The organism is Actinomadura barringtoniae (assembly GCF_017573505.1).
GTDB lineage: Bacteria > Actinomycetota > Actinomycetes > Streptosporangiales > Streptosporangiaceae > Spirillospora > Spirillospora barringtoniae.
In genome coordinates this window covers 291005-314421 of the sequence record NZ_JAGEOJ010000014.1, presented here as the reverse complement: position 1 = coordinate 314421, position 23417 = coordinate 291005, and the positions used below count along the sequence as shown (strand labels likewise).

Sequence of the window (23417 nt, the reverse complement as noted above, 5' to 3'; positions counted from 1 at the left end):
GTCAGTGCGCCGGGCCGCGGCCCAGGACCCGGGTCAGGGCGGCGGCGACCTCCTCGGACAGGCCGGAGTCGCCCGGCGGCGCGCCGGAGCCGACCAGCGCCGCGGGAGCGTCGATCTCGCGCTGAGCCTCGCGGGTGTGGCCGCAGTCGCGGCACTCCACCTCGCCGAGGCGGCAGACCAGGGCCACCGAGGCGCAGGCCGAGCAGCGGTCCAGGTCGGCCGCCCAATCATGCTCGGTCTGGCATCGGGGACAGATCAGCACCTGATGCTCGGCCCGTACGCCGCGCCGCCAGGGACTGGCGCCACGGCTCGGGTCGGTCTGCCGCGCCCCGCATCGGAAGCAGGGCATCACACCTCCATGGGTGCGGGGACCGGGCCCGTCCCTGCGTGCCGGACGGACCCGATCTCTAGGAATCAGAGTTCGGCGAGCGCCTTGCGGTACTCGTCGAAGTCGCGCGCCTCCGCGGGGCCGTGCACGACCTTCCAGCGGACGACGCCCTCGGTGTCGATGACGAAGGTGCCGCGGATCGCGATGCCCTTCTCGTCATCGAAGACGCCGTACTCCCGCGCCACACCACCGTGCGGCCAGAAGTCCGACAGCAGCGGGAACTGGTACTTCTCCTGCTCGGCCCACGTACGCAGCGCCCACACCGAGTCGACCGAGACCGCCAGGACCTGGACGGTGTCGTCGCCGCCCAGGGTCGGCAGCTCGTCGCGGATGGTGCAGAGCTCACCGGTGCAGACCCCGCTGAAGGCCAGCGGGTAGAAGACCAGAACGACGTTCTTCTTTCCACGGAAGTCCGACAGCTTCACCGGGGTGCCGTGCTGGTCCTTCAGCTCGAAGTCCGGTGCCGCAGTGCCTACTTCAACCGACATGCCTCTCCCGCGGATCATCCCCGCCCCTGAGTGGGCGGGAGCAACGATCGCCCTCCACGGTCGTGGAGGGCGTGCGCGACCGTGCGCGCGAGGCGGACGGGTCCGCCTCGGAGCCCAGTCTGCCACCACCCGCACGACGAGAAACGGCCGGTACCGCCCCCATGGCGATCAGCCCCGCCTCCCCCAAGGAGGGCTACTTTCGAGTCTTCGGCGCGACCAGCAGCGTGCCCGACCACTCCCCTGCGGCACTCACGCTCTTGGTCTGGGACAGGCCTGCCAGCGTGGCGGCCTCGCCGATGTCGCTCGGTTCGACGTGGCCGTCGCGGCCCGCCTTGGGCGTGAGCAGCCAGATCTGGCCGCCGTCGTCGAGCGCGGCCAGCCACTCGGAGAGCTCGTCGAAGAGGTCGCCGTCGTCCTCGCGCCACCACAGCAGCACGACGTCGACCACGTCCTCGTAGTCCTCGTCGACCAGTTCCCCGCCGATGATCGCCTCGATGGACTCGCGCAGCTCTTCGCTGACGTCCTCGTCGAAGCCGATCTCCTGCACCACCTGACCCGATTTGAAACCGAGCCGTTCGGCCAGGCTGCGCTCAGACTGCGCCTGGCCCGCGGTCGCGCTCACGAAAGTCCTCCCATGGTCGGTAGTTCGCCGACGACACCTCGTCGGCGTTTGCGGGACAGTCCACACAAGTGAGGGCCCCTAGCGCAAGTGTCTTCCCGCCTTTTGGTGGCCTCATTGGCCCGAATACGGCGGTGCTCGTTACAGGACACACGCAGAGCGTAACAAGAGGCCCTCATCCCGCAAGGAAGGACAATCGCACCTGGCGATCCGGGTTGTCGATGTTCAGATCGACGATCGCCACCGATTGCCATGTCCCCAGGGCCATCCTGCCGCCCACCACGGGGATCGTGGCGTACGGCGGAACGAGCGCCGGCATCACGTGCGAGCGTCCGTGCCCGCGCGAGCCGTGGGCGTGGCGCCACCGGTCGTCGGCGGGCAGCAGGTCCGCGAGCGCGGCCAGCAGGTCGGTGTCGCTGCCCGCACCCAGCTCGATCAGCGCCACGCCGGCGGTCGCGTGCGGCACGAAGACGTGCAGCAGCCCGTCGCCGCCGGCCGCGGCGGCGAAGCGCTCGCACTCGGCCGTGATGTCGTGCACGGCCTCCCGGGTGCCGGTGCTCACCTGGATCACGGAACTCTTCATGATCACCGGTTTACCCGATCCGGCCACGGGAACGCGCGAAGTCAGGATCCGGCGGGCCGAGATCCGGGCGAACGGCCCCTGGATCCGGGCGAGCCCTGGATTCCGGGCGTACGAGCTCAGGATCCGGCGGGCTCGATCACCGTGTCGGGGCCCGGGTAGACGAGGGTCTCGTGGCCATCGGGGAAACGTACGACGTACGGCGGCGCGCCCTCCGGGCCGCGCACCTCGATGATCTCGCAGGTCCGGTCCGGCTGGCCGACGATGTTGCCGTGCATGTGCAGCCGGTCTCCGACGGTTGCCTCCATCACACCCCCTGCAGTCGGCGGCGGGTCGTGGTCTGGGTATTAGCTTCGTACGAGATGCGCGCGCCGTCGAGTGGCCGGGACCGGCCTCACCCCGCGAGGCCCCGACACGCCCGCTGACCGGCGCAAATAGTTACTGGCAAGTAGAGATGCGTTAGCCGTCGTTACCGACGACGATGGATCACAGAAACGACGGCGAACAGTCGTTAGGAAAAAGAGACGGTAAGCACAGAGGGGACCCCGTGGCTTCCGGACGTCAACGCTTTTCGATCATCAGCGACGGCCTGCCGAGCCAGCTCCCGGACATCAACCCGGATGAGACCCGGGAGTGGCTGGAATCGCTCGACACGGTCATCAAGACCGAGGGCCGCAGCAGGGCCCGCTACGTGATGCTCAGGCTGCTGGAACGGGCCCGTGAGCAGCAGGTCGGCGTGCCGGGACTGCGGAGCACCGACTTCATCAACACGATCCCGCCCGAGTCGGAACCCTGGTTCCCCGGCGACGAGCACGTCGAGCGGCGGATCCGCGCCTACATCCGCTGGAACGCGGCGATCGCGGTGTCGCGCGCCAACCGCCCGGGCCTCGGTGTCGGCGGCCACATCGCCACCTACGCCTCGGCGGCCTCCCTCTACGAGGTCGGGTTCAACCACTTCTTCCGCGGCAAGGACCACGGCGAGTCGGGCGACCAGGTCTTCATCCAGGGCCATGCCGCGCCGGGCATCTACGCCCGCGCGTTCCTGGAGGGCCGCCTCAGCGAGCACCAGCTGGACGGGTTCCGGCAGGAGAAGTCGCATCCGGGCGGCGGCCTGTCGTCCTACCCGCACCCGCGCCTCATGCCGGACTTCTGGGAGTTCCCCACGGTGTCCATGGGCCTGACGGCGATCGACTCGATCTACCAGGCCCGTTTCAACCGGTACCTCTACAACCGGAAGATCAAGGACACCTCGCGTTCGCACGTCTGGGCGTTCCTCGGCGACGGCGAGATGGGCGAGCCGGAGTCGCTCGGCGCGATCGGCCTGGCCGCGCGCGAGGAGCTGGACAACCTCACCTTCGTGATCAACTGCAACCTGCAGCAGCTGGACGGCCCGGTCCGCGGCAACGGCAAGATCATCCAGGAGCTGGAGTCGTACTTCCGCGGCGCCGGCTGGAACGTCATCAAGGTGATCTGGGGCCGCGACTGGGACCCGCTCCTCGCGCAGGACGTCGACGGCGTGCTGGTCAACCAGATGAACACCACGCCCGACGGCCAGTTCCAGACCTTCTCCGTCGAGTCCGGTGAGTACATCCGGGAGAAGTTCTTCGGCGACGACCCGCGGCTCCGCAAGATCGTTCAGCATCTCTCGGACGACGAGCTGCGCAAGCTGTCGCGCGGCGGGCACGACTACCGCAAGGTCTACGCGGCGTTCAAGAGCGCGCGCGAGCACGTGGGCCAGCCGACCGTGATCCTCGCCCACACCATCAAGGGCTGGACGCTCGGCACCGACTTCGAGGCCCGCAACGCCACGCACCAGATGAAGAAGCTCACCAAGGCCGAGCTGAAGGAGTTCCGGGACCGCCTTTACCTGGACATTCCGGACTCGGCGCTGGAGGCCGAGCTCCCGCCGTACTACCACCCGGGTGAGGACTCCGACGAGATCCAGTACATGCGCGAGCGCCGCGCGGCCCTCGGCGGCTTCCTGCCCAAGCGGGTAGTACGGGCCAAGCCGCTCAAGCTGCCCGGCGACCCGGTCTACGGCGAGCTGAAGAAGGGCTCGGGCAAGCAGAACGTCGCCACCACCATGGCGTTCGTCCGCCTGCTCAAGGACCTCATCAAGGACGAGAACATCGGCGCCCGCTTCGTGCCGATCGCCCCGGACGAGTACCGCACGTTCGGCATGGACGCGATGTTCCCCACGTCCAAGATCTACTCGCCGCACGGCCAGACCTACGACGCGGTGGACCGCAAGCTCCTGCTCACCTACAAGGAGTCCGAGCAGGGCCAGATGCTGCACGAGGGCATCAGCGAGGCCGGCTCGATGGCCTCCACGATCGCCGCCGGCACCGCGTACGCCACGCACGGCGAGCACATGATCCCGGTCTACATCTTCTATTCGATGTTCGGGTTCCAGCGCACCGGCGACCAGATGTGGGCGTTCGGCGACCAGATGGGCCGCGGCTTCCTGCTCGGCGCCACCGCGGGCCGCACGACGCTGACCGGTGAGGGCCTGCAGCACGCCGACGGCCACTCGCCGCTGATCGCCGCGACCAACCCGGCCTGCGTCCACTACGACCCGACCTGGGCGTTCGAGATCGCGCACATCACCCAGGACGCGCTGCGGCGGATGTACGGCTCGACCGAGGAGCACCCGCACGGCGAGGACGTCTTCTACTACCTCACCGTCTACAACGAGCCCTACCAGCAGGAGGTCGAGCCGGAGAACCTCGACGTCGAGGGCCTCCTCAAGGGCCTCTACCTGCACCGTCCGTCGGATGTGAACGGCGAGGCGCCCAAGGCCAACATCATGGCCTCCGGCGTCGGCGGCCGCTGGGCCCTGGCGGCCCAGCGCATGCTGGCCGAGGACTGGGGCGTGTCCGCCGACGTCTGGTCGGCCACGTCCTGGAACGAGCTGGCCCGCGAGGCCCGCGCCTGCGACGAGTGGAACCTCCTCCACCCCGACCAGGAGCAGCGCGTCCCGTACGTCACGACCAAGCTCCAGGACGCGGCGGGCCCGATCGTCGCCGTCTCGGACTTCATGCGCGCCGTGCCGGACCAGATCGCCGAGTGGGTCCCGGGCGACTACTCGTCCCTGGGCACCGACGGTTTCGGCTTCTCCGACACCAGGGCCGCCGCCCGCCGCTTCTTCCACGTGGACGCGGCGAGCATCACCCTGGCCGTCCTCACCCGCCTGGCCCGCAACGGCGAGGTGAAGCCCGAGACGCTGCAGCAGGCCATCGAGAAGTACCAGCTCAACGCCGACGTCAGCACGGTCTTCGCGGGCGGCGTGGGCAGCCCCGAGAGCAACACCGGCGGCGACGCCTGAGCACGTAGTTCACAGGGCGGGACCCGCGGAGGTGTAGGCCGCGGATCCCGCCCTTCTTCATGCCTTCATCCCGCTGCCTTCATCCAGCGTTTGAAGGTTTGACCCACCCATCCCTGCTATGCACGGCAAAAGTCTCGCTGGGCAGGTCAATGACACGATTGAAGGTATGAAATTCGTACTCGAAGTCGAAGTGCCGGAAGAGAACGCCGTCGATGAGCTGCAGCGGATCCTGCGGTACTGGGGCGGCAACCTGAAGCACTACGAGGTGAAGCCCGGGGACGCCTCGGTCATCTATGACTCGGCCTATCAGGAGGTCGGGGCCTGGCGGATCGAGTAGGCGGCCACGGCCAGGCCCGCGAGGGTGAGGACGGCGGCCACCAGGTAAATGGAGCGGAGGCCGGACCCGGTGATGAGCCACCCGCCGAGCCAGCCCGCGAACGCCGCCGCCACCTGGTAGCCGGAGGCGTTCACCGCCACGGCGAGGGTGGGGGCGGCGCTGGCGGTGGTGAGGACGCGGGTCTGCATGCCGGGGATCACGGCGAACGCCAGGAGCCCGATGGCGAAGGTCAGGGCGGCGGCCGGGACCTTGTGGTCGCCTAGCTGCCAGAAGGCCGCGAGGGTGCCCGCCAGAACGGCCAGAAGGATCGCCACGGAGGGCAGAAGCGACCTGTCGGCCAGATAGCCGCCCAGGAAGTTGCCCACGACGGCCCCCGCTCCGTAAAGCAGAAGCAAGATCGGGACCGCTCCCTCGCTGAAGCCGCCGACGTCGGTGAGCAGCGGCGAGATGAACGTGAAGACCGTGACGACGCCCACGTTGCCCAAGATCGTGAGGGCGATCGCCAGCTGGACGTTCCTGCCGGTGAAGACGCGGAGCTCCCCCAGCGCCGAGGTCGTCGCGGCGGGCTGAGCGGGGACGTAGCGCAGGACCAGCGGCAGGGCCACCAGCGCGAACGCCGCGACCGTGACGAACGTGGCGCGCCAGCCGACATGCTGGCCGACGAACGTGCCGATCGGGGCGCCGAGGATGATGCCCAGGTTCAGGCCCAGGGCGATCTTGGCGACGGTCGAGGCCTGCTTGCCCTCCGCCGCGTGCGAGACGGCGGTGGCGATGGCCACGGCGAAGAACGTGGCGACCACCAGCCCCGACAGGAAGCGGGCCAGGAGGAGGGTCGGGTAGTTCGGGGCCGCCGCCGAGGCGAGGTTGCCCGCTATGGAGACGGCCATCAGGCCGATGATGAGCGGCTTGCGCGGGAGTTTCGAGGTGAGGACCGTGACCACCGGGCCGCCGACGATCATTCCGAGGGCGTACGCGGTGACCAGGTGACCCGCCGAGGCGACGGTCACCGAGAGGCCCCCGGCGACGTCGGGGAGGATCCCCGCGATGACGAACTCCCCGGTCGTGAAGCTGAAGACGACCAGCATGAGGGCGAAGACGAAGAGCGGCACTGCCTGTCCAATGCTCAGGGGTTGTGAACAGGGCCGATCCTCGCCAGCATGGTTACCGACGGACAAGTACCGACTATTTAGTCAGGTACTCACCTGGAGGTATGTATGGCAGATCAGAGGCAGGTCTTCGTCTCGGGTCTCGACACCGCCATCGACGTCATGGGCGGCAAGTGGAAGGTCCTGATCCTCTGGTCCCTCGGTGAGAGCACCAAGCGCTTCGGTGAGCTGAAAAGGGCCGTCGACGGGGTCAGCGAGAAGATGCTGATCCAGCATCTGCGCGAGCTGGAACGCGACGAGATCGTGCATCGCGAGGTGCACCACGTCGTGCCGCCCAAGGTGGAGTATTCGCTGACCCCGTTCGGCGAGTCGCTGGTCCAGGCGCTCGGCCCCCTGGGCGCGTGGGGATGCGAGCACCGCGAACGCGTGGCCCAGATCAGGTGCCAGAACGCTTGAGGGCCTCAACGATGAGGGCGTCAGTGGTTGAGCGCCTCAACCACTGAGCGCCTCAACCACTGAGCGCCTCAACCACTGAGCGCCTCAATGGCTGAGGGCTTCGCGGAAGCGGTGGCCTAGGCCGGTGAGGCGGTCCACTGGCTCGTTGGCGAAGACGAAGCGCAGGTAGCGGTCGCCGCTGGGGCCCCAGCCGTTCATGGGGGTGGCGGCCACCTTGCCGTGGGTCAGCAGGCGGTCGGACAGCTCGGCCGGGGTGAGGCCCAGCTCGGCGGTGTCGAGCAGGAGAGACCAGCCGCCGTGGGGGCGTACGAGGGGGAAGTCGGCGAGTTCGTGGAGGATCGCCTCGCAGCGGCGCTGCCATTCGGCGGTGGCGGCGGCCATGTCGGCGTCGGCGTCGGGGGCGGAAAGGGCAGCGGCGACGGCCTCCTGGGCGATGCCGACCTGGCAGACGACGTTGGTGAGGCCGACCAGGCGAATGTCGTTGAGGATGTCCGCCGGTCCCACGACCCAGCCGACGCGCCAGCCGATCATGCGCAGTTCCTTGGAGGCCGCGCCGACGGTGATGGTGCGTTCGGCCAGGGCGTCCAGGCGCGCAGGGTGGGACGGCGGCCGGCCGTCGAAGCGGATGCGTTCCATGGCGGCGTCGTAGATGAGCCAGGCGTCGTGGCGTTCGCAGGCCTCGGCCAAGGCGGTCCAGTGCGAGTCGTCCAGCACGAGGCCGGTCGGCATGAGGGGGCCCATCATCAGGACGGCGGCGGTGTTGGGTCCTACTGCGGCGGCCAGTTGTTCGGGATCGACGGTCCAGCCCTTGCCGGTCGGGACGGTCGGCACGAAGCGGGTCACGCCGCCCGCGAGCCGAACGCGGTTGACCAGGCCCGCGTACACGGGGTCGCACAACACAACCTCTTGGCCGGGCTCGACGGTGGCGAGCAGGGCGTTGAGGATGCCGTTCAGGCCGCCGGCCACGCTGACGCACTGGGTCACCGGATCGTAGGTACGGCCCGCGATGCGGCCGACATGGGACGCGACGGCCTCCAGCAGGGAACGGCGGCCCTGGAACGGCAGGTAGCTGTTGGCGGAGTCGTCGTCGACGGCCTCCCGGGTCGCGGCGAGGGCGGCGGCCGGGGGGCGCACGTCGGTGTCGAGGTTCTCCAGGCGCAGGATGTCCGGGTCGTGCAGGGCGTCGGCCGCGTCGCCGACGACGTCCACTCCGATGCCCGGGATGTCGCGCAGGCGTGAGACCGGCATGGCACCTCCAGTTTACTGGTACGTGCATCCCAAGATAGTGATACGCCAGGAGCCCGGCAAGGCGTCAGGAATCGGGATAGAGCATGACCAGCACGGCCCGCCCCTCACCTCGATAGATGTGCGGCGATTCGGCCCGGTGCAACATCGAGTCGCCCGCCGCCAACTCGACAGGCTCCTCCACGGGACCAGCCGTGACCTGCCCATCAGTCACCACAAGGCACTCCTGCACGCCCGGCAGGTGGGCCGGGGACTCCTGCAGCCGGTCCGCGATCTCCAGGCCGTACACCTCGACCGTGCCGGACAGCTTCACGCGATGCAGCAACCGGCCGTCCACCGAGTCGCCCGCGGCGCGCGGAACATCGTCGCCCGCCCGTACGACCTGCAGCTTGGCCGACTCCGGGGCCTCCAGCAGGTCGCCGAGCGGCACCCGCAGCGCCGCCGACAGCGCCCACAGCGTGCCCAGCGTCGGGTTGCCCGCGCCCTGCTCGATGCCGTGCAACGTCGTCTTGCTCACGCCGCCCGCCTCGGCGAGGTCGGCCAGGGAGATCTTGGCGGCGGCGCGCAGCCGGCGCACGTTGCCGCCGACGACGCGCGCCAGATCCTCTTGTGCCAGCACAGTGGTCTCCACGTATCAGTTGATTGGACCATTCAGTATCCCGGTAAACGCGAGTTCTCTGATGAACAGCAGCATCTCTTTGCGGTAGCCTGCGGAAAGGTCAGACCTTCGCCGAGAGGACGCGAGTGCAGCCGCTTCAGGCGGGAGACCCGGCGTGGGTCGGCCATTACCAGATGCTCGCCCGCCTCGGCGCGGGCGGCATGGGAACGGTCTATTTGGCCAAGTCGCCCGGCGCCAGGCTCGCGGCCCTCAAGCTCGTACGGCAGGAGTTCGCCAACGACGAGGGCTTCCGGGAACGGTTCCGGCGTGAGATCGCCGCCGCACGCCAGGTCAGCGGCCTCTACACCGCCCCCGTGCTGGACGGCGACGCCGACGCGTCCCGCCCCTGGCTCGCCGTCAGCTACGTGCCGGGCCCGACACTGAGCGAGGCCGTCCGCACCGCAGGTCCGCTGCCCGAGCCGCCGCTGCGCGCGCTGGGAGCCGGGCTGGTCGAGGCGCTGCAGGCCATTCACGCGGCGGGCCTGGTCCATCGCGACCTCAAGCCGACCAACATCCTGCTGGCCGAGGACGGCCCGAAGGTCATCGACTTCGGCATCACCAAGTCCGCCGACGCCTCGGCGCTCACCGGCACCGGCGTCCTGGTCGGGACACCGGCGTTCATGGCGCCCGAGCAGATCTCCCGGGGCAAGGACGCGGGCCCGCCGTCCGACGTCTTCTCGCTGGCGGGCGTGCTGGTGTTCGCCGCCACCGGGTCCGGGCCGTTCGCCACGGCCGACCCGTCCTCCCTGCTCTACCGCGTGCTGTACGAGGACCCGCGGCTCGACGGCGTGCCCGCCTCGCTCCGTGAACTCCTCGCCGCCTGCCTGGCCAAGGATCCGGCCGAACGGCCCGAACTCCCCGCCATGCTCGACGCGTTCGCGCCCGCCGACCCGGCCGCGCTGATCTCCCCCGGCCTCCGCGAGGAGATCGCGGCCCTCGAAGCGGCGGCCACCGCGGCCTCCACGGCGCCCGTCGCCCCGCCTCCCCCGCTGCCGAGCATCGACGAGACGGCCCCGGTCACCCCGAGCAGGCGGCGCGTCCTGCGCCTCGCCGCCGCCGCGGCCGTCGGCGTGGTGGGCGCGGGCGGCGGCGCCACGGCCTGGGCGCTGACCCGCAAGGACGCCAAGCCCGTCAAGCCGGCGCCGCGCGCGACCGGTCTCGTGGCCGCTCCCCCGCCCGTCTGGGCCCAGTCCTGGCCCAGCGATCTCCGGGATGATTCGCGCCTGAACGTCGTGATGGCGGGCGGCACGGTGGTGTGGCGAGGACAGAAGGGGTTCTGCGGGGTCGACGCCGCCTCGGGCCGCCTGCTCTGGTCGGCCGGCCGCCCGACCAAGATCGACTCGCTCGACGAGTGCGTGTTCCAGGTCTTCGGGAGCACGATCGTCGCGCTGGGCGCGATGCAGCTCGTCCAGGCGGACGGCACCAACCTCTTCCCCACCAAGACGATCCACACGATCGAGGCGACCACGGGGGCCGCCAGGACGGTCGAGATTCCCGGGCACGACCTCGACCTCCAGGACCTGTTCGGGCTCATCGGCAGCACGGCCTACGTGAGCGCGAAACCCTCCCAGGGCAGCAGGGATGTCGTCGTCCTGGCCGTCGACATGAACAGCGGCCGGATCCTGTGGCGTTTCCCGGCGCGCTCCGTCTACGTCTACGGGGTCACCGGAGGCACCACCCTCTACATCAACACCCCGTCCAAGGTCATCGCCCTCGACGGCGCCACCGGCGCCCAGCGGTGGACCCGCACCCTCGTCCCCGGCGACGCGAGCAAGGAGGTGGCGCACCCGCTCATGCTCGGCGACGGCCTGCTGTTCGTCAGCGAGACCGGATACGGCAGCCTTCGTGCCGTCGACACCGCCACGGGGGCCGTGAAGTGGACGGCGCCCACCGTCGGGCGCCCCGTGCTCGTGGTGAACGGCATGGTGGTCACGGCCGACCTGACGAGTTTCCAGGCCTATGACCGGGCCACCGGTGCTCCGCGCTGGAAGCGGCCGACCGATCCGGTCGAATTGGGCCTCTCCTCTCCTCGCAACGACGCCGGTGGCTCCTCGCGCTTGCTCGCGGCCGCGATCGACGACAACGGGACGTCCTCGGACGACAGGCACGACGGCGGCGGAATCTTCGTCGTTCCCTTCGGCGGCGGGACGGCCTGGGCACACTGGGGGCCGTCCTACGGCCGTGACGAGTGGAGCGTGGCCGTGTCCGGGACGAACGTCTACGCCACCGACAACAGGCGGCTCTACTGCTTCCGGGCTGAGGCCTGATGGCCGCGCTGGAGCCGGACGACCCCGGTCATGTGGGCCGCTACCGGCTGCTGAGCCGCCTGGGCGAGGGCGGCATGGGCCGCGTCTACCTCGGCGCGTCGCCCGCGGGCCGGGCGGTGGCGATCAAGGTGGTACGCCCGGAACTGGCGGACGACCACACCTTCCGGGCCCGGTTCCGCGCCGAGGTGGAGGCCGCGCGCAGGGTCAGCGGCGCGTTCACCAGCCCGGTGGTGGACGCCGACCCGGACGGCACGGTCCCCTGGCTCGCGACGGCGTACGTGAACGGCCTCAACCTCAAGGACGCCGTCGCGCGACACGGCCCGATGCCCGAGCCGCTCCTGCGCACGCTCGGCGCAGGCCTGGGCGAGGCCTTGATCGCCATCCAGCAGAACGGACTGCTGCATCGCGACCTCAAACCGGCGAACATCCTGCTGGCCAAGGACGGCCCGCGCGTCATCGACTTCGGCATCAGCAGGGCCGCCGACGGGACGAGGCTCACCTCCGAGGGCCAGTTCATGGGCACGCCCGGCTACATGCCGCCCGAGCAGATCCGCGGCGAGGAACTCACCTCTGCCGCCGATGTCTTCGCCTTCGGCGCCGTGCTGGCCTACGCCGCCACCGGCCGCCCGCCGTTCGGCCTCGGCCCGGTCCACACCGTGATCCACCGGACCCTGCACGAGCCGCCCGACCTGGACGGCGTGCCGCGAGCCCTGTCCGCGATGGTCGCCGCCTGCCTGAGCCGCGACCCCGCCGATCGCCCGCGTGTCGCGCTGCTCCCCCAGCTCCTCGCCGCCCAGCCACTGGCGAACGGCTGGCTGCCCGACGCCATCGGCCGCGAGCTCGACGACCGCGAGCACACCCTCGTCCTGGACCTGAAGGCCATCTCCCGCGCCAGGACCCGGCGGCGGCTCCTGCTGGGCGGGGCCGCGGTCGCCGGTCTCGCGGCGGTCGGCGGCGGCACGGCCATGGCGCTGGCAGGGACGGACGACGGCGAGCCCGGCCTCCCCACGCCCGCTCTCCGCTGGAAGGCCAGGCTGCCCACCGGCGGCGACTTCCTGTCGCCTCTGGCCTTCGAGCACGCGGTCGTCGTCAACGCCTACCTCACCAAGTCCACGGCCTACGACACCGCCACCGGCCGCGAGCTGTGGTCGGCCAAGCTGGACGGCACCACCGACTCGGCCCTGATGTACGTGCCGCAGAGCACGGCCCTGGTCGCGCTGGATCCCGCCACCCGCGCCCAGCGCTGGCGGGCGCCGCTGCCGGTCGGCTACGACCTGCGCGGCATCCGCGGCCCCAAGGACGGGACCGTCATCGGCGTGGTCGACGGCACGGGGACGGTCATCGGTTACGACGCCCGCAGCGGCGCACAGTTGTGGGCCCACCGGGCTCCTCCGGGGACCGAGCTCCAGGGAGTGCAGGGCGGCAGCCTCATCGCCAAGTCCGGCAAGGGCGACGACGGAAAGACGTTCGGCACCCTCTTCGCGCTCGCCACCGCCACCGGCGAGCCCCGCTGGACCCGCCAGTACGCCAACTCGGACATGACCATGCCGGGCAGCGGGGACGTGATCTTCAACAACCAGTCCGGCAGCGCGCTCGACGCCCTCTCGGCGTCCACCGGCCGCACGCTCTGGACGGCGAACATCCAGGACGGCGAGATCACGGTCGCGAACGGCATGGCCTACGTCGCCGGTTCCACGCTGCACGCGCTGGACCTGGCCACCGGCCAGGAGAAGTGGTCCCACGTACCGGCCGTGCCCAGCACGAACTACCGGACGTTCCTCGCGAGCGGCAGGTTCGCCTACACCCTCGACAACCGGACCCTGCTCGCGCTCGACGCCCGGACCGGCCGCCGGCTCTGGTCGGCGAGCACCCCAGGGGACGACAAGGCGCCTCTGCTCGCCCTGGGCGGCCTCGTCCTCACGGCCGTGGCAGGCTCCACGGGCCCGGGCCTCTACGGCTGGGACGCGACCACCGGACGCCTGGTCTGGAGCTACCGCGACGTCGCGGTGGGCGACACCGAGCCATGGATCCTCACCAACGTCGGCCCGCTCCTGGTGGCCCTGCACGGCGCCGACCTGTTCGCCTTCCGCCTCAGCAGCCGCCCATGACCACTCGCTCATCCTTCGGCTTCGGCCCGAGCCGGGCCCACACGTACTTCCCCCCCGAGCGCCTCCGCGGGCTCGCATCCCCATTCCTCCGCCAGCGCCTCCACAATGTTGAGCCCGCGCCCCGACACCGGACACCTGCACATCGACCGCTCCGCGTTCGCCACCCTCGCGACCCGCATCAAAGCACGCGACCTCGACCTGAAGTAGACCTCGGCATCTCAGTCAGGCCCCCACCATTCCGGCGGGGCCTGATCTGTGTGACCGCGGCTCTCTGCCAGCATGTAGCCCATGCGCCACCCTCTTGACACGTTGGACTGGCCGATTTCCACCGACCGGCTGTTGTTGCGCCGGGCTGCCCCCGACGACCTGGACTCGACCTGGGTCTTCCGGCAGTTGCCGGAGACTCACGAATGGGTCGGGGCCGCCACGGTGACGTATGACGACTACCGTGAGCGTTTTCTCAGCAAGGAGCGGCTCGCCGACCTGCTCATCATCGAACTGGACGGCCGGGTCATCGGCGATCTGATGCTGCAGGTCCAGGACGCTTGGGCCCAGGAGGAGGTCGCTGACCAGGCGAAAAGCGTGCAGGCTGAGCTCGGGTGGACGTTGGACCCCTCCTACGGAGGCAAGGGCTACGCCACCGAAGCGGTGCGCGCGCTCATCGACGTCTCCTTCGGGAGGCTTGGCCTGCGCCGCCTGCACGCGGAGTGTTTCTACGACAACGAACCTTCGTGGCGGCTGATGGAGCGGGTTGGGATGCGCCGCGAACAGCACACGGTAAGAGACTCTCTCCACCGCACCAAGGGATGGCTCGACGGTCTCTCCTACGCGCTCCTGGCCGAGGAATGGTCCGCTCCCAAGTGATGGACCCGCCCAGCTGCTCGGTCATGCTGCCCCCTCCTGTGAGGAGTCGAGTACGGGCCTCCGGACAGTTCCGGGGAGCGCCTCTAGACCACCGTGCGGAGGTGGTGCAGGCGCAGGGCCAGCTGGATTTCCAGGGCGCGGTACGGGGACTGCCAGTCGTTGCCGAGGAGTTGGGAGACGCGGTCCAGGCGCTGAGTGACGGTGTTGACGTGGATGTGGAGGCGTTCGGCGGCGCGGGAGAGGCTGCCTCCTGAGCTGAAGTAGACCTCCAGGGTCTGGACGAGGGCCGTGCCCCGGCGTTTGTCGTACGCCAGGACCGGGCCCAACGCCGACTCCAGGAAGGCCGGAACGTCCCGGCCCTCCCCGATGAGCAGGCCTACGAAGCCCAGCTCGTCGGAGCTGGCCCCATCGCCTTGGCGTCCCAGGGAGAGCAGGGAGTCCGCGCAGCGTTCGGCCTCCTGGTAGGCATCGGCCACCCCTGCGGGAGGGCTGTCGAGCGAAGCTCGTCCATTGACTGTGGTGGGCGGGGGTTGGAGGACGGTGAGCGGGCCTGCGGCTCCGGCGGTGGCCTTCTCCCCCAGGCAGGCGCCCAGTTCGCGGGCAGCTGCGCGGGCTTCGGGACCGGGTGTGGAGCCCGGTAGAAGGAGGATCACCTCGTCGCCCTTGGCCGCTGCCAGGCCGTGCCGTACGGCGGCATGGGAGGTGGCCCAGAAGGCGGCGCGCTGACGGTCTCCCCCGTGCCGGGCCACGACCAGGACGTGGGGCGTGTCCAGATCGACGCCGATGAGCTTGGCCCGGTCCTGCAAGGCGGTCGCGTCGGTGACGCGTCCTGTCAGCAGGTCGTCCAGGAGTTCGCCCCGTACGCGGCCTTCGGCGTCGGCGACACTGCGGCGGAAGAGCAGGAGGAGGGCTGTTACGAGGGCGGCGCGTTCCAGGATGCGCTGGTCGGGGTCGTCGCCGCGCCAGACGAGGATGCCCAGCGCTTCGGCCCCGGCGGCCATGGAGGTCACCCACAGGTCGCCGCGCTGCACCGTACGGCCCAGCGATCGGGACGCCTCGGCGGCCGCGGCGATCTCGGCCTCGTCCGCGTCGCCGATGTCGCCGACCGCGGCGAGCCGCCGGTCGCCCGAGTCCCGGACGGCCAGCGCCCCGCCGAGCACGTCGACCACCACGGCGGCGACGTCCTCCACGCCCCCGCCGCGCACGACCAGCGCCGTCATGCGGTCGTGGGCCTGCGCGGCGCGTTCCACGGCGGCGGAACGGGCCTTGATCAGCTCGCTCGCCGCACTGAGCTCGTCCAGCGCCGCCCGGGTCTCCTCCAGCAGCCGCGCGTTGTCGATGGCCACTGCGGCGTGGGCCGCCAAGGAAGCCAGTAGGGTCACCTCCTCCTGGGCGAACGGGCGTTCGCTGCGGTTGGCGGCCATCAGCACACCGATGACGCGGGTGCCCAGGCGCATGGGAACGCCCAGGATCGACACCAGGCCCTCTTCGCCGACGGCGGAGTCGATGTGGCGCATGTGGCGGAACCGCTCGTCGGCGGGGTAGTCGGCGCTGGTGTAGGGGGTCGCGGTCTGGGCCACGAGGCCGCCCAGCCCGGCGCCCGGGGGCAGCCGCAGCGCCCGGAACGCCGCCGACACCGACCCGTCGGTGACCCGCATGTAGGTGTCGCCGCGCTCGTCGTCGTGCAGCGTCATGTACGAGATGTCGGCGTGCAGGAGGCGGCGCGCGCGGCGCACGATCGCCTCCAGGACGGCGTCGACGTCGCGCAGGCCCGCCAGGTCGCCGGCGGTGTCGAACAGCGCCGACAGCTCGGCCTCCCGGCGGGCGCGGCGCTCCAGGAGCGTCCGCACCCGCAGGGCCGCGAGCTTGGTGCGTTCGAGCTCGGCCAGCTCTTCTGGGGGCGCGCCGGCGGCGCGGGCCTCCAGCAGGGGTGCCTCGAACTCGACCGGGGAGGCCTCCCGGGCGAGCAGTTCGAGGAAGATTGTGCAGGTCATGACCCACCCATTGTCAGTGCGCCGTCCATCCGCCGTCTATGGCGAACGAGGCGCCGGTGACCATGGAGGCGTGCGGGGAGCACAGGTAGGCCACCATCTCGGCCACCTCGTCGGGCTCGATCAGCCGCCGGATCGCCGCCCGCGCCAGCATGATCTTGTCCAGGACCTCGTCCTCGGCCATGCCGTGCGCCCTGGCCTGGTCGGTCACCTGGGACTCCACCAGCGGCGTGCGGACATAGGCGGGGTTGACGCAGTTGGAGGTCACGCCGTGCGCCGCACCCTCCAGCGCCACCACCTTGGACAGGCCCTCCAGGGCATGCTTGGCGGCCACATAGGCGGCCTTGTACGGCGAGGCCCGCAGGCCGTGGATCGACGAGATGTTGACGATCCGGCCCCATCCCCGCGCGTACATGCCCGGCAGCGCACGCCGCCCCAGCCGGAACGGGGTCTCCACCATGATCCGGAGGATCTCGGCGAAGGCGTCGGGCGGGAACTCGGTCACCGGCGCGACGTGCTGGAACCCGGCGTTGTTGACCAGGATGTCGATGCCGTCGCAGTCCAGCGCGTCCACCGCCGCCATGTCGGTCAGATCGGCGGCGAGCGCGCCCGCCGCGCCGATCTCGTCGGCGGCCCGGCGGGCCACGTCGGGCCGCAGGTCCACGATGGTGACCTCGGCGCCGGCGGCGGCGAGGCGGCGGGCGCAGGCCCGGCCGATCCCGCTCGCGCCGCCGGTCACCAGGGCCCGCCGCCCGGACAGGTCCAGGCCCTCCGATGGGCGGGCCGTGCTCGTAGCGGTCATCGGGCGACGGCCTCCTGACGGGTGGACGGCTCGGATTCCTTCTCGGCGCCGGCGCCCGCGGCCCGCGTACGGCGGGACGCGAGCAGGTGGCGGGCCGTTCCCCAGATGCCGCGCCGGAAGACCAGCACGATGACCACGAAGATCCCGCCGGTGACCAGGCCCGTCTCGGTGAACCCGGCGGTGGCCAGGTAGTCGTTCAGCTCGACGATGAGCCCGGCGCCGATCGCGCCGCCCCACAGCGTGCCGATGCCGCCGAGGACGACCGCCATCACGGCCTGCCCGGACGTCGTCCAGTAGACCTCGTGCAGGGACGCGAAGCCGTGGCTGATCGCGTACAGCCCGCCCGCGAGGCCGGACAGCCCCGCCGACAGCACGAACGCCAGCAGCTTGTAGCGCTCGACCGGGTAGCCGAGTGCCTGCGCACGCGCCGGGTTGTCGCGGATGGACATCAGCACGCGGCCGAACGGCGACCGTACGACCCTCCAGACCGCCAGCATGCCGAGCAGGATGAACGGCAGGCCCGCGTAGTAGAAGAAGAACGGGTCGGACAGGTCCACGCCGAAGAACTCGCGCGGCACGCCCTGCAGGCCGTTCTCCCCGCCCGTCACGTCCCGCCACTGGTTGGCGACGAAGTAGACCATCTGCGCGAACGCCAGCGTGACCATCGCGAAGTAGATGCCGCGCAGCCGCACCGACAGGTAGCCGATCGGCACCGCCAGCAGCGCCGCGAACAGCGCGCCGCCGAGCACGGCGACCGGGAACGGGACGCCCCAGTGCACCGCCATCAGCCCCGCGGCGTACGCCGACCCGCCCCAGAACGCGGCGTGCCCGAACGACAGCAGCCCGGTGTAGCCGAGCAGCAGGTCGAGCGCGGCGGCGAACAGCGCCCAGCACAGCATGTCCATCGCCACCGGCGGATAGACGAACCACGGCAGCCCGAGCGCCACGACGAGGCCCACCGCGAGCAGCGCGGGCCTTGCGGCCAGCCTGGACAAGATCACGACATCGCCTCCTCGCGGCCGAACAGCCCGGCCGGCCGCCACAGCAGCACGGCCGCCATCACGATGAACACCAGCGTCTGCGACAGCGACGGCACGTAGTAGTTGCCGAGCGCCGTCACCAGCCCGATCGCGAAGCCCGCCGTCACCGACCCGAAGATCGAACCGAGGCCGCCGATCACGACCACCGCGAACACGGTGATGATGAGATCGGAGCCCATCAGCGGGTTGACCGCGCGCATCGGGGCGGCGAGCACTCCGGCCAGGCCCGCCAGCGCGATCCCGAAGCCGAACACCGGCGTGACCCAGCGGCCGACGTCGATGCCGAGCGCCCGGGTGAGCTCGGGCTTCTCGGTCGACGCCCGGACGATCATCCCGACGCGGGTCCGGGTGAGCGCCACCCACACCAGCACGCAGACGACGACCGAGAGGGCCAGCACGAACACCTGGTACGTCGGGTAGCTGAAGAGGCCAAGGTCGATCGAGCCGTCCAGGGCCGACGGCCGCGGATAAGGCTGCGACTGCACGCCGTACTTGCTCTTCACCAGGTCCTGAAGGATCAGCGTGAGGCCGAAGGTGAACAGGAAGTTGTAGAGCGGGTCCAGCGGCGCCAGCCGCCGGATGAACAGCCGTTCCAGCACGATCCCGGCCACGCCCAGCACGATCGGGACCGCGACGAGCGCGACCCAGAAGTTCACGCCGAACGAGTCGAGCAGCACGAAGGCGCCGAACGCGCCGAGCATGTAGAACGCCCCGTGGGCGAAGTTGACCACGCCGAGCATCCCGAAGATGACCGAGAGGCCCAGGGCGAGCAGGGCGAAGAACGCCCCGCCCACCAGGCCGTTGAAGGCCTGTTCGAGCATGTGCCTGGCCTCCCTAGAGCTTGCAGGACGGGTCGGGCTGCTGGAACGCCTGGTTCGCCGGGATGGTCTTCAGGACCTTCTCGTAGTCCCAGGGCTCCTTGACCTCACTGGACGGCTTGACCTGAGCGAGCGCGACGTCGTGCAGCAGCAGGTGGTCGGCGGCGCGGATGGAGGCGTTCTTGGCGAAGACGTCCTGGAAGGTGTGGCCCTCGAGCTGCTTCACCACGTCGTCGGACTTGTCGGTGCCGCCGCGCTGCACCGCGTCCAGGTACTGCAGGGCCGCGGAGTAGTTGGCGGCGTGCGCGAACGTCGGGCGCTTGCCGGTCTTGGCCATGAACTTGTCGGCCCAGGCGCGGTTCTGCGGGTCGGCGTTCCAATACCAGGCGTCGGTGAACTTGGTCCCGGCGAGCGCGTCCGAGCCGAGCGAGTGGATGTCGGTGAGGAACATCAGCCCGACCGCCAGCCCGATGCCCTTGTCGCGCAGCTTGTACTCGTTGTACTGCTTCACGAAGTTGACCAGGTCGCCGCCCGCCTGCATGGTGCCGAGCACCTGCGGCTTCGGGCTGAGGCCCGGGGCCTTGAGCATGAACGTGGAGAAGTTGTCGTTCGGGAACGGCGCCGGGTCGGCCTTCACGACCTTGCCGCCCGCGCCCGTGACGGCGGTGTTGAAGCTCTTGTTCATGTCCTGCCCGAACGCGTAGTCCGGGTAGACGACGTACCAGTTCTTGGCGCCGTCCTTGGTCACCGTGTCGCCGGTGCCGTGCGCCAGCATGTAGGTGTTGTAGCCGTAGTGGAAGGTGTACTTGTTGCAGTTCGCGCCCTCCAGCGCGGTGGTCGCGGCGCCGATGTCCATGAAGAGCTTCTTCTTGGCCTTGGCGATGTTGGCGACCGCGAGCGCCGCCGACGAGGTCGGCACGTCCAGGATGATGTCGGCCTTCTGCCGGTCGTAGAGCTCCTGCGCCTTGGAGTTGGCGATGTCGGGCTTGTTCTGGTGGTCGGCCGAGACCACGTCGATCTTCTTGGCGACGGCCTTGTCGCCGTACTTGGCCTTGTAGTCGGCGACGGCCATCCTGACCGCCTCGATGCTGTTCTTGCCGGACAGGTCGGCGTAGGTCGCCGACTGGTCGTTCAGGACGGCGAGCACGATCTTGCCGTCGGAGATCTTGCCGCCACCGCCGCCGGGGCCGCCGTTGCAGCCGGCCGCCGCGCTCGCCAGGATCGCCCCCACCGCGGCCAGTGCGGCCGTACGCGAACGAGCTGTCATCGTCTTACTCCTTAACTAAATGCCCAGGTGCTGGAGAAGCTCGCCCTCGCGGGCCTTCATCGCGTCGTTGTCGAGGGACTCGACGACGCGCCCTTCGGCGAGCAGGTAGTGCCGGTCGGCGACGGTGGCGGCGAAGTGCACGTTCTGCTCGATGAGCAGGACGGTCACCCCCTGCCGCTTGACCTCGCGGAGGATGTCGCCGATCTGCTGGACGATCAGCGGGGACAGGCCCTCGGTGGGCTCGTCGCAGAGCAGCAGGCGCGCGCCCATGCGCAGCACGCGGGCGAGCGCGAGCATCTGCTGCTCACCGCCCGAGAGCTTGGTGCCGGGGAAGCGCCGCCGCTCCTTCAGGCGGGGGAACGTCTCGTACACCCGGTCCAGCGACCAGGGCTCGGGGCCGACGCGCGGCGGGAGCGTGAGGTTCTCCTCGACCGAGAGCGTGGCGTAGATGCCGCGGTCGTCCGGCACGTAGCCGAGCCCGCGCCGTGTTCGTTTGTGCACGGCCTGTTTGGTCACATCTTGAGAGAGGAACGAAACACGCCCTTCGTTCCGTCCAATGTGCAGACCCGTGACGCAGCGCAGGAGCGTGGTCTTCCCGGCTCCGTTCCGGCCGACGAGCGTGACGATCTCGCCTTCCTGCACCTCGATGTCCACGGAGCGGAGGGCCTGCGCCTCGCCGTACCAGGCCGACAGGCCCTCGATGCGCAGCATCGGCTCAGTGCTCGGCATTCGCGTCTCCCAGGTAGGCGGCGACGACGCGCGGGTCGTCGCGGATCTCCTCGTACGGGCCCTCGGCCAGTACGCGGCCGCTCTGCAGGACCGTGACCCGGTCCGCGAGCCGGGAGACGACGCTCATGTTGTGCTCGACCATCACGACGGTCCGGCCGCGCCGCACGCGGTGGACCAGGTCGACGGTCCGGTCGATGTCCTCGACGCCCATCCCGGCGGTCGGCTCGTCCAGGAGCAGCACCTTGGGATCGAGCGCGAGGGCGAGCGCCAGCTCCAGGGCGCGCTTGCGGCCGTAGGAGAGAGTGCCCGCCGGTACGTCCGCTTGAGCGGTGAGGCCGACCTCCTCCAGCAACTGTGCGGCGCGCTCGGTGAACCGTTCGAGCGACCGGTCCGAGCGCCAGAACCGCCAGGTCACGCCGGTGCCGCCCGCGAGCGCCAGCTGCAGGTGCTCGCGCGGGGTGAGCTGCGCGAACAGGCTGGTGATCTGGAACGAGCGGGCCACGCCGAGCCGCGCCACGTGCTCGGGGCGGCGGCCGGTGAGGTCGCGCTCGTGCAGCCTGATCCGGCCCGCGCTCGGCTTGAGGAAGCCGGTGAGCAGGTTGAACAGGGTGGTCTTGCCTGCTCCGTTCGGCCCGACGAGCGCGTGCACGCTGCCGTCGGCGACGTCGAGGTCCACGCCGTCCACGGCGCGGAACCCGCGGAACTCCTTGACCAGGCCCTGCGCACGCAGAACAGGACCGTCCATGCGGCCTCCTCGGGGGGGTGTGCGTGGGTTTGCGGGGTGTGTGACGCAGGACACTAAGTCGGCCCGGTAAGGGGAACCATGTGGGGCCGCCACACAATTGGGGCGGCCGATAGTGATGTGATCCACATCACTCACAGGTCAGGCGCGTTTCCACATTTCCCCTGGTCCGGATATGTGGATCGGCCATGTAGGAACCGCGAAGACCATCTCCGTACGGTCACCGGCATGGACAAGGTGGTGAGCTCGGCCGCCGCGGCGGTGGCCGACGTCCCGGACGGGGCGTCGGTGGCCGTCGGCGGGTTCGGGCTGTGCGGCATTCCGATGAACGTGATCACTGCGCTGCTGGACCGGGGCACGACCGGGCTGCGCGTGGTGTCCAACAACTGCGGCGTCGACGACTGGGGTCTCGGCGTGCTGCTGGCCGAGGGCCGCATCGCGCACATGACCGCGTCGTACGTCGGCGAGAACAAGGAGTTCGCCCGGCAGTACATGGGCGGCGAGCTGGAGGTCGAGCTGGTGCCGCAGGGCACGCTCGCCGAACGGCTGCGCGCGGGCGGCTGCGGGATCCCGGCGTTCTACACCCCGGCGGGGGTCGGCACCCCGATCGCGGGCGGCCGGGAGACGCGCGACTTCGACGGGCGCACGTACGTGCTGGAGGAGGCGATCACCACCGACTTCGCGCTGGTGCACGCGGCCCGCGGCGACCGGTTCGGGAACCTGGCGTTCCACGCCTCCGCCCGCAACTTCAACCCGCTCGCCGCGATGGCGGGACGGATCACGATCGCGCAGGTCGAGGAGGTCACCGACTTCGCCCCCGACGAGATCCACCTGCCCGGGATCTTCGTGCACCGCGTCGTGCCGGCCGGCCTCGCCGAGAAGAGGATCGAGAAGGAGACGACCAGCCGATGACCCCCACACCGCTCACCCGCGAGCAGATGGCGGCCCGCGCCGCCCGCGAGCTCACCGACGGCTCGTACGTCAACCTCGGCATCGGGCTGCCGACGCTGGTCCCCAACTACCTGCCGCCGGGCGTCGAGGTGGTGCTGCACAGCGAGAACGGGATCCTCGGCGTCGGCCCCTACCCGCGCGCGGACGAGGTGGACCCCGACCTCATCAACGCGGGCAAGGAGACCGTGACGGTCCTGCCGGGCGCGTCCTACTTCGACTCGGCGCTCTCGTTCGGCGTCATCCGAGGCGGACGGCTGGACGCGGCGATCCTCGGCGGCATGCAGGTGTCGGCGTCGGGCGACCTCGCCAACTGGACCATCCCCGGCAAGATGATCAAGGGGATGGGCGGCGCGATGGACCTGGTGCACGGCGCCCGCCGCGTCATCGCGCTGATGGAGCACCGCGCCCGCGACGGCTCGTCCAAGATCGTGCGGTCCTGCACGCTGCCGCTGACCGGGCGCGGCGTGGTCGACCGGATCATCACCGACCTGGCCGTCATCGACGTGACGGCGGACGGTCTCATGCTGCGCGAGACCGCCCCCGGCGTCACCGCGGACGAGGTGCGCGAGGCCACCGCCGCGCCCCTGGTGATCGCCGACACCTGACCGCGGCGCAATGTGGGGCGGCGGCACGTGG

Annotated in this window: 23 protein-coding genes; 8 read left to right on the top strand and 15 right to left on the bottom strand. The window is 70.4% G+C overall.

What is annotated here, in order from left to right:
- Position 1: 1 nt before the first annotated feature.
- The 5 genes from J4573_RS32985 to J4573_RS32965 all read right to left on the bottom strand — a co-directional run bounded on the left by J4573_RS32985 (position 2) and on the right by J4573_RS32965 (position 2383).
- Positions 2 to 349, bottom strand: a complete 348-nt coding sequence (locus J4573_RS32985) for a hypothetical protein (RefSeq protein ID WP_208259831.1) — start codon at positions 347 to 349, stop codon at positions 2 to 4.
- Positions 350 to 414: 65 nt separating this feature from the next.
- Positions 415 to 876, bottom strand: coding sequence for a peroxiredoxin (locus J4573_RS32980; protein WP_208259830.1), 462 nt, complete (start codon positions 874 to 876; stop codon positions 415 to 417).
- Positions 877 to 1069: 193 nt separating this feature from the next.
- Positions 1070 to 1498, bottom strand: a complete 429-nt coding sequence (locus tag J4573_RS32975; RefSeq protein WP_208259829.1) for a DUF3052 domain-containing protein — start codon at positions 1496 to 1498, stop codon at positions 1070 to 1072.
- A gap of 172 nt (positions 1499 to 1670) precedes the next feature.
- Positions 1671 to 2078, bottom strand: a complete 408-nt coding sequence (locus tag J4573_RS32970) for a secondary thiamine-phosphate synthase enzyme YjbQ (protein WP_208259828.1) — start codon at positions 2076 to 2078, stop codon at positions 1671 to 1673.
- Positions 2079 to 2194: 116 nt separating this feature from the next.
- Entirely contained in the window at positions 2195 to 2383 is a 189-nt protein-coding gene (locus J4573_RS32965; protein ID WP_208259827.1) for a DUF1918 domain-containing protein, read from the bottom strand.
- A gap of 239 nt (positions 2384 to 2622) precedes the next feature.
- Between J4573_RS32965 and aceE the strand changes: the two genes are divergently transcribed.
- Positions 2623 to 5400 carry a pyruvate dehydrogenase (acetyl-transferring), homodimeric type gene (gene aceE / locus J4573_RS32960; protein WP_208259826.1) on the top strand — a complete coding sequence of 926 codons (2778 nt, stop codon included), beginning with the start codon at positions 2623 to 2625 and terminating at the stop codon, positions 5398 to 5400.
- A 166-nt stretch (positions 5401 to 5566) separates the two neighbouring features.
- Positions 5567 to 5737: a hypothetical protein gene (locus J4573_RS32955; protein ID WP_208259825.1), complete on the top strand. Its 171-nt coding sequence runs from the start codon at positions 5567 to 5569 to the stop codon at positions 5735 to 5737.
- Here the strand turns inward: J4573_RS32955 and J4573_RS32950 are convergent.
- Positions 5707 to 6846: an MFS transporter gene (locus J4573_RS32950; RefSeq protein ID WP_307797079.1), complete on the bottom strand. Its 1140-nt coding sequence runs from the start codon at positions 6844 to 6846 to the stop codon at positions 5707 to 5709. The genes J4573_RS32955 and J4573_RS32950 overlap by 31 nt on opposite strands.
- Before the next feature lie 105 nt (positions 6847 to 6951).
- On the opposite strand from J4573_RS32950, the gene J4573_RS32945 reads away from it, so the two are divergent.
- Positions 6952 to 7299, top strand: coding sequence for a winged helix-turn-helix transcriptional regulator (locus J4573_RS32945; RefSeq protein ID WP_208259824.1), 348 nt, complete (start codon positions 6952 to 6954; stop codon positions 7297 to 7299).
- Between the two features lie 84 nt (positions 7300 to 7383).
- Here J4573_RS32945 and J4573_RS32940 read toward each other — a convergent pair whose 3' ends face one another.
- Together J4573_RS32940 and J4573_RS32935 are read right to left on the bottom strand one after the other, a co-directional pair.
- Positions 7384 to 8547: a pyridoxal phosphate-dependent aminotransferase gene (locus J4573_RS32940; protein WP_208259823.1), complete on the bottom strand. Its 1164-nt coding sequence runs from the start codon at positions 8545 to 8547 to the stop codon at positions 7384 to 7386.
- Between the two features lie 64 nt (positions 8548 to 8611).
- Positions 8612 to 9163: a helix-turn-helix domain-containing protein gene (locus J4573_RS32935; protein WP_208259822.1), complete on the bottom strand. Its 552-nt coding sequence runs from the start codon at positions 9161 to 9163 to the stop codon at positions 8612 to 8614.
- Between the two features lie 125 nt (positions 9164 to 9288).
- Here J4573_RS32935 and J4573_RS32930 point away from each other — a divergent pair, with 125 nt between their 5' ends.
- The 3 genes from J4573_RS32930 (at position 9289) to J4573_RS32920 (ending at position 14441) form a co-directional block, all read left to right on the top strand.
- On the top strand, positions 9289 to 11469 hold the full coding sequence (locus J4573_RS32930; RefSeq protein WP_208259821.1) for a protein kinase domain-containing protein: 2181 nt from the start codon (positions 9289 to 9291) through the stop codon (positions 11467 to 11469).
- Positions 11469 to 13577 (top strand): serine/threonine-protein kinase, encoded by a 2109-nt coding sequence (locus tag J4573_RS32925; RefSeq protein ID WP_208259820.1) that lies wholly within the window; start codon positions 11469 to 11471, stop codon positions 13575 to 13577. Before J4573_RS32930 ends, J4573_RS32925 begins: the two co-directional genes overlap by 1 nt.
- 288 nt (positions 13578 to 13865) lie before the next feature.
- Positions 13866 to 14441 carry a GNAT family N-acetyltransferase gene (locus J4573_RS32920; RefSeq protein ID WP_208259819.1) on the top strand — a complete coding sequence of 192 codons (576 nt, stop codon included), beginning with the start codon at positions 13866 to 13868 and terminating at the stop codon, positions 14439 to 14441.
- 83 nt (positions 14442 to 14524) lie between these two features.
- Here the strand turns inward: J4573_RS32920 and J4573_RS32915 are convergent, their stop codons facing one another.
- The 7 genes from J4573_RS32915 to J4573_RS32885 are packed head-to-tail and all read right to left on the bottom strand — an operon-like array spanning position 14525 to position 21833.
- Entirely contained in the window at positions 14525 to 16435 is a 1911-nt protein-coding gene (locus J4573_RS32915) for a helix-turn-helix domain-containing protein (protein WP_208259818.1), read from the bottom strand.
- 13 nt (positions 16436 to 16448) lie between these two features.
- On the bottom strand, positions 16449 to 17234 hold the full coding sequence (locus J4573_RS32910; RefSeq protein ID WP_208259817.1) for a 3-hydroxybutyrate dehydrogenase: 786 nt from the start codon (positions 17232 to 17234) through the stop codon (positions 16449 to 16451).
- Positions 17231 to 18235, bottom strand: coding sequence for a branched-chain amino acid ABC transporter permease (locus J4573_RS32905; protein ID WP_208259816.1), 1005 nt, complete (start codon positions 18233 to 18235; stop codon positions 17231 to 17233). Before J4573_RS32905 ends, J4573_RS32910 begins: the two co-directional genes overlap by 4 nt.
- Positions 18232 to 19095, bottom strand: coding sequence for a branched-chain amino acid ABC transporter permease (locus tag J4573_RS32900; protein ID WP_208259815.1), 864 nt, complete (start codon positions 19093 to 19095; stop codon positions 18232 to 18234). Before J4573_RS32900 ends, J4573_RS32905 begins: the two co-directional genes overlap by 4 nt.
- Positions 19096 to 19108: 13 nt before the next feature.
- On the bottom strand, positions 19109 to 20359 hold the full coding sequence (locus J4573_RS32895; protein WP_208259814.1) for an ABC transporter substrate-binding protein: 1251 nt from the start codon (positions 20357 to 20359) through the stop codon (positions 19109 to 19111).
- Between the two features lie 15 nt (positions 20360 to 20374).
- A complete protein-coding gene (locus J4573_RS32890) occupies positions 20375 to 21088 on the bottom strand; it encodes an ABC transporter ATP-binding protein (RefSeq protein ID WP_208259813.1) in 714 nt (237 codons plus the stop codon).
- Complete coding sequence (locus J4573_RS32885) at positions 21075 to 21833, bottom strand: ABC transporter ATP-binding protein (RefSeq protein ID WP_208259886.1); 759 nt, start codon at positions 21831 to 21833, stop codon at positions 21075 to 21077. The genes J4573_RS32890 and J4573_RS32885 overlap by 14 nt, the downstream gene beginning before the upstream one ends.
- A 225-nt stretch (positions 21834 to 22058) precedes the next feature.
- Here J4573_RS32885 and J4573_RS32880 point away from each other — a divergent pair, with 225 nt between their 5' ends.
- A complete protein-coding gene (locus tag J4573_RS32880) occupies positions 22059 to 22742 on the top strand; it encodes a CoA transferase subunit A (protein WP_208259812.1) in 684 nt (227 codons plus the stop codon).
- On the top strand, positions 22739 to 23386 hold the full coding sequence (locus J4573_RS32875; protein ID WP_208259811.1) for a CoA transferase subunit B: 648 nt from the start codon (positions 22739 to 22741) through the stop codon (positions 23384 to 23386). The genes J4573_RS32880 and J4573_RS32875 overlap by 4 nt, the downstream gene beginning before the upstream one ends.
- Positions 23387 to 23417 lie beyond the last annotated feature (31 nt).

Bases quoted from the DNA above. Each gene is read 5' to 3' on its own strand.
- J4573_RS32985 (WP_208259831.1), bottom strand. From the start codon at position 349: ATGCCCTGCTTCCGATGCGGGGCGCGGCAGACCGACCCGAGCCGTGGC.
- J4573_RS32980 (WP_208259830.1), bottom strand. From the start codon at position 876: ATGTCGGTTGAAGTAGGCACTGCGGCACCGGACTTCGAGCTGAAGGAC.
- J4573_RS32970 (WP_208259828.1), bottom strand. From the start codon at position 2,078: ATGAAGAGTTCCGTGATCCAGGTGAGCACCGGCACCCGGGAGGCCGTG.
- J4573_RS32965 (WP_208259827.1), bottom strand. From the start codon at position 2,383: ATGGAGGCAACCGTCGGAGACCGGCTGCACATGCACGGCAACATCGTC.
- J4573_RS32955 (WP_208259825.1), top strand. From the start codon at position 5,567: ATGAAATTCGTACTCGAAGTCGAAGTGCCGGAAGAGAACGCCGTCGAT.
- J4573_RS32945 (WP_208259824.1), top strand. From the start codon at position 6,952: ATGGCAGATCAGAGGCAGGTCTTCGTCTCGGGTCTCGACACCGCCATC.
- J4573_RS32940 (WP_208259823.1), bottom strand. From the start codon at position 8,547: ATGCCGGTCTCACGCCTGCGCGACATCCCGGGCATCGGAGTGGACGTC.
- J4573_RS32925 (WP_208259820.1), top strand. From the start codon at position 11,469: ATGGCCGCGCTGGAGCCGGACGACCCCGGTCATGTGGGCCGCTACCGG.
- J4573_RS32920 (WP_208259819.1), top strand. From the start codon at position 13,866: ATGCGCCACCCTCTTGACACGTTGGACTGGCCGATTTCCACCGACCGG.
- J4573_RS32915 (WP_208259818.1), bottom strand. From the start codon at position 16,435: ATGACCTGCACAATCTTCCTCGAACTGCTCGCCCGGGAGGCCTCCCCG.
- J4573_RS32910 (WP_208259817.1), bottom strand. From the start codon at position 17,234: ATGACCGCTACGAGCACGGCCCGCCCATCGGAGGGCCTGGACCTGTCC.
- J4573_RS32900 (WP_208259815.1), bottom strand. From the start codon at position 19,095: ATGCTCGAACAGGCCTTCAACGGCCTGGTGGGCGGGGCGTTCTTCGCC.
- J4573_RS32895 (WP_208259814.1), bottom strand. From the start codon at position 20,359: ATGACAGCTCGTTCGCGTACGGCCGCACTGGCCGCGGTGGGGGCGATC.
- J4573_RS32890 (WP_208259813.1), bottom strand. From the start codon at position 21,088: ATGCCGAGCACTGAGCCGATGCTGCGCATCGAGGGCCTGTCGGCCTGG.
- J4573_RS32885 (WP_208259886.1), bottom strand. From the start codon at position 21,833: ATGGACGGTCCTGTTCTGCGTGCGCAGGGCCTGGTCAAGGAGTTCCGC.
- J4573_RS32880 (WP_208259812.1), top strand. From the start codon at position 22,059: ATGGACAAGGTGGTGAGCTCGGCCGCCGCGGCGGTGGCCGACGTCCCG.
- J4573_RS32875 (WP_208259811.1), top strand. From the start codon at position 22,739: ATGACCCCCACACCGCTCACCCGCGAGCAGATGGCGGCCCGCGCCGCC.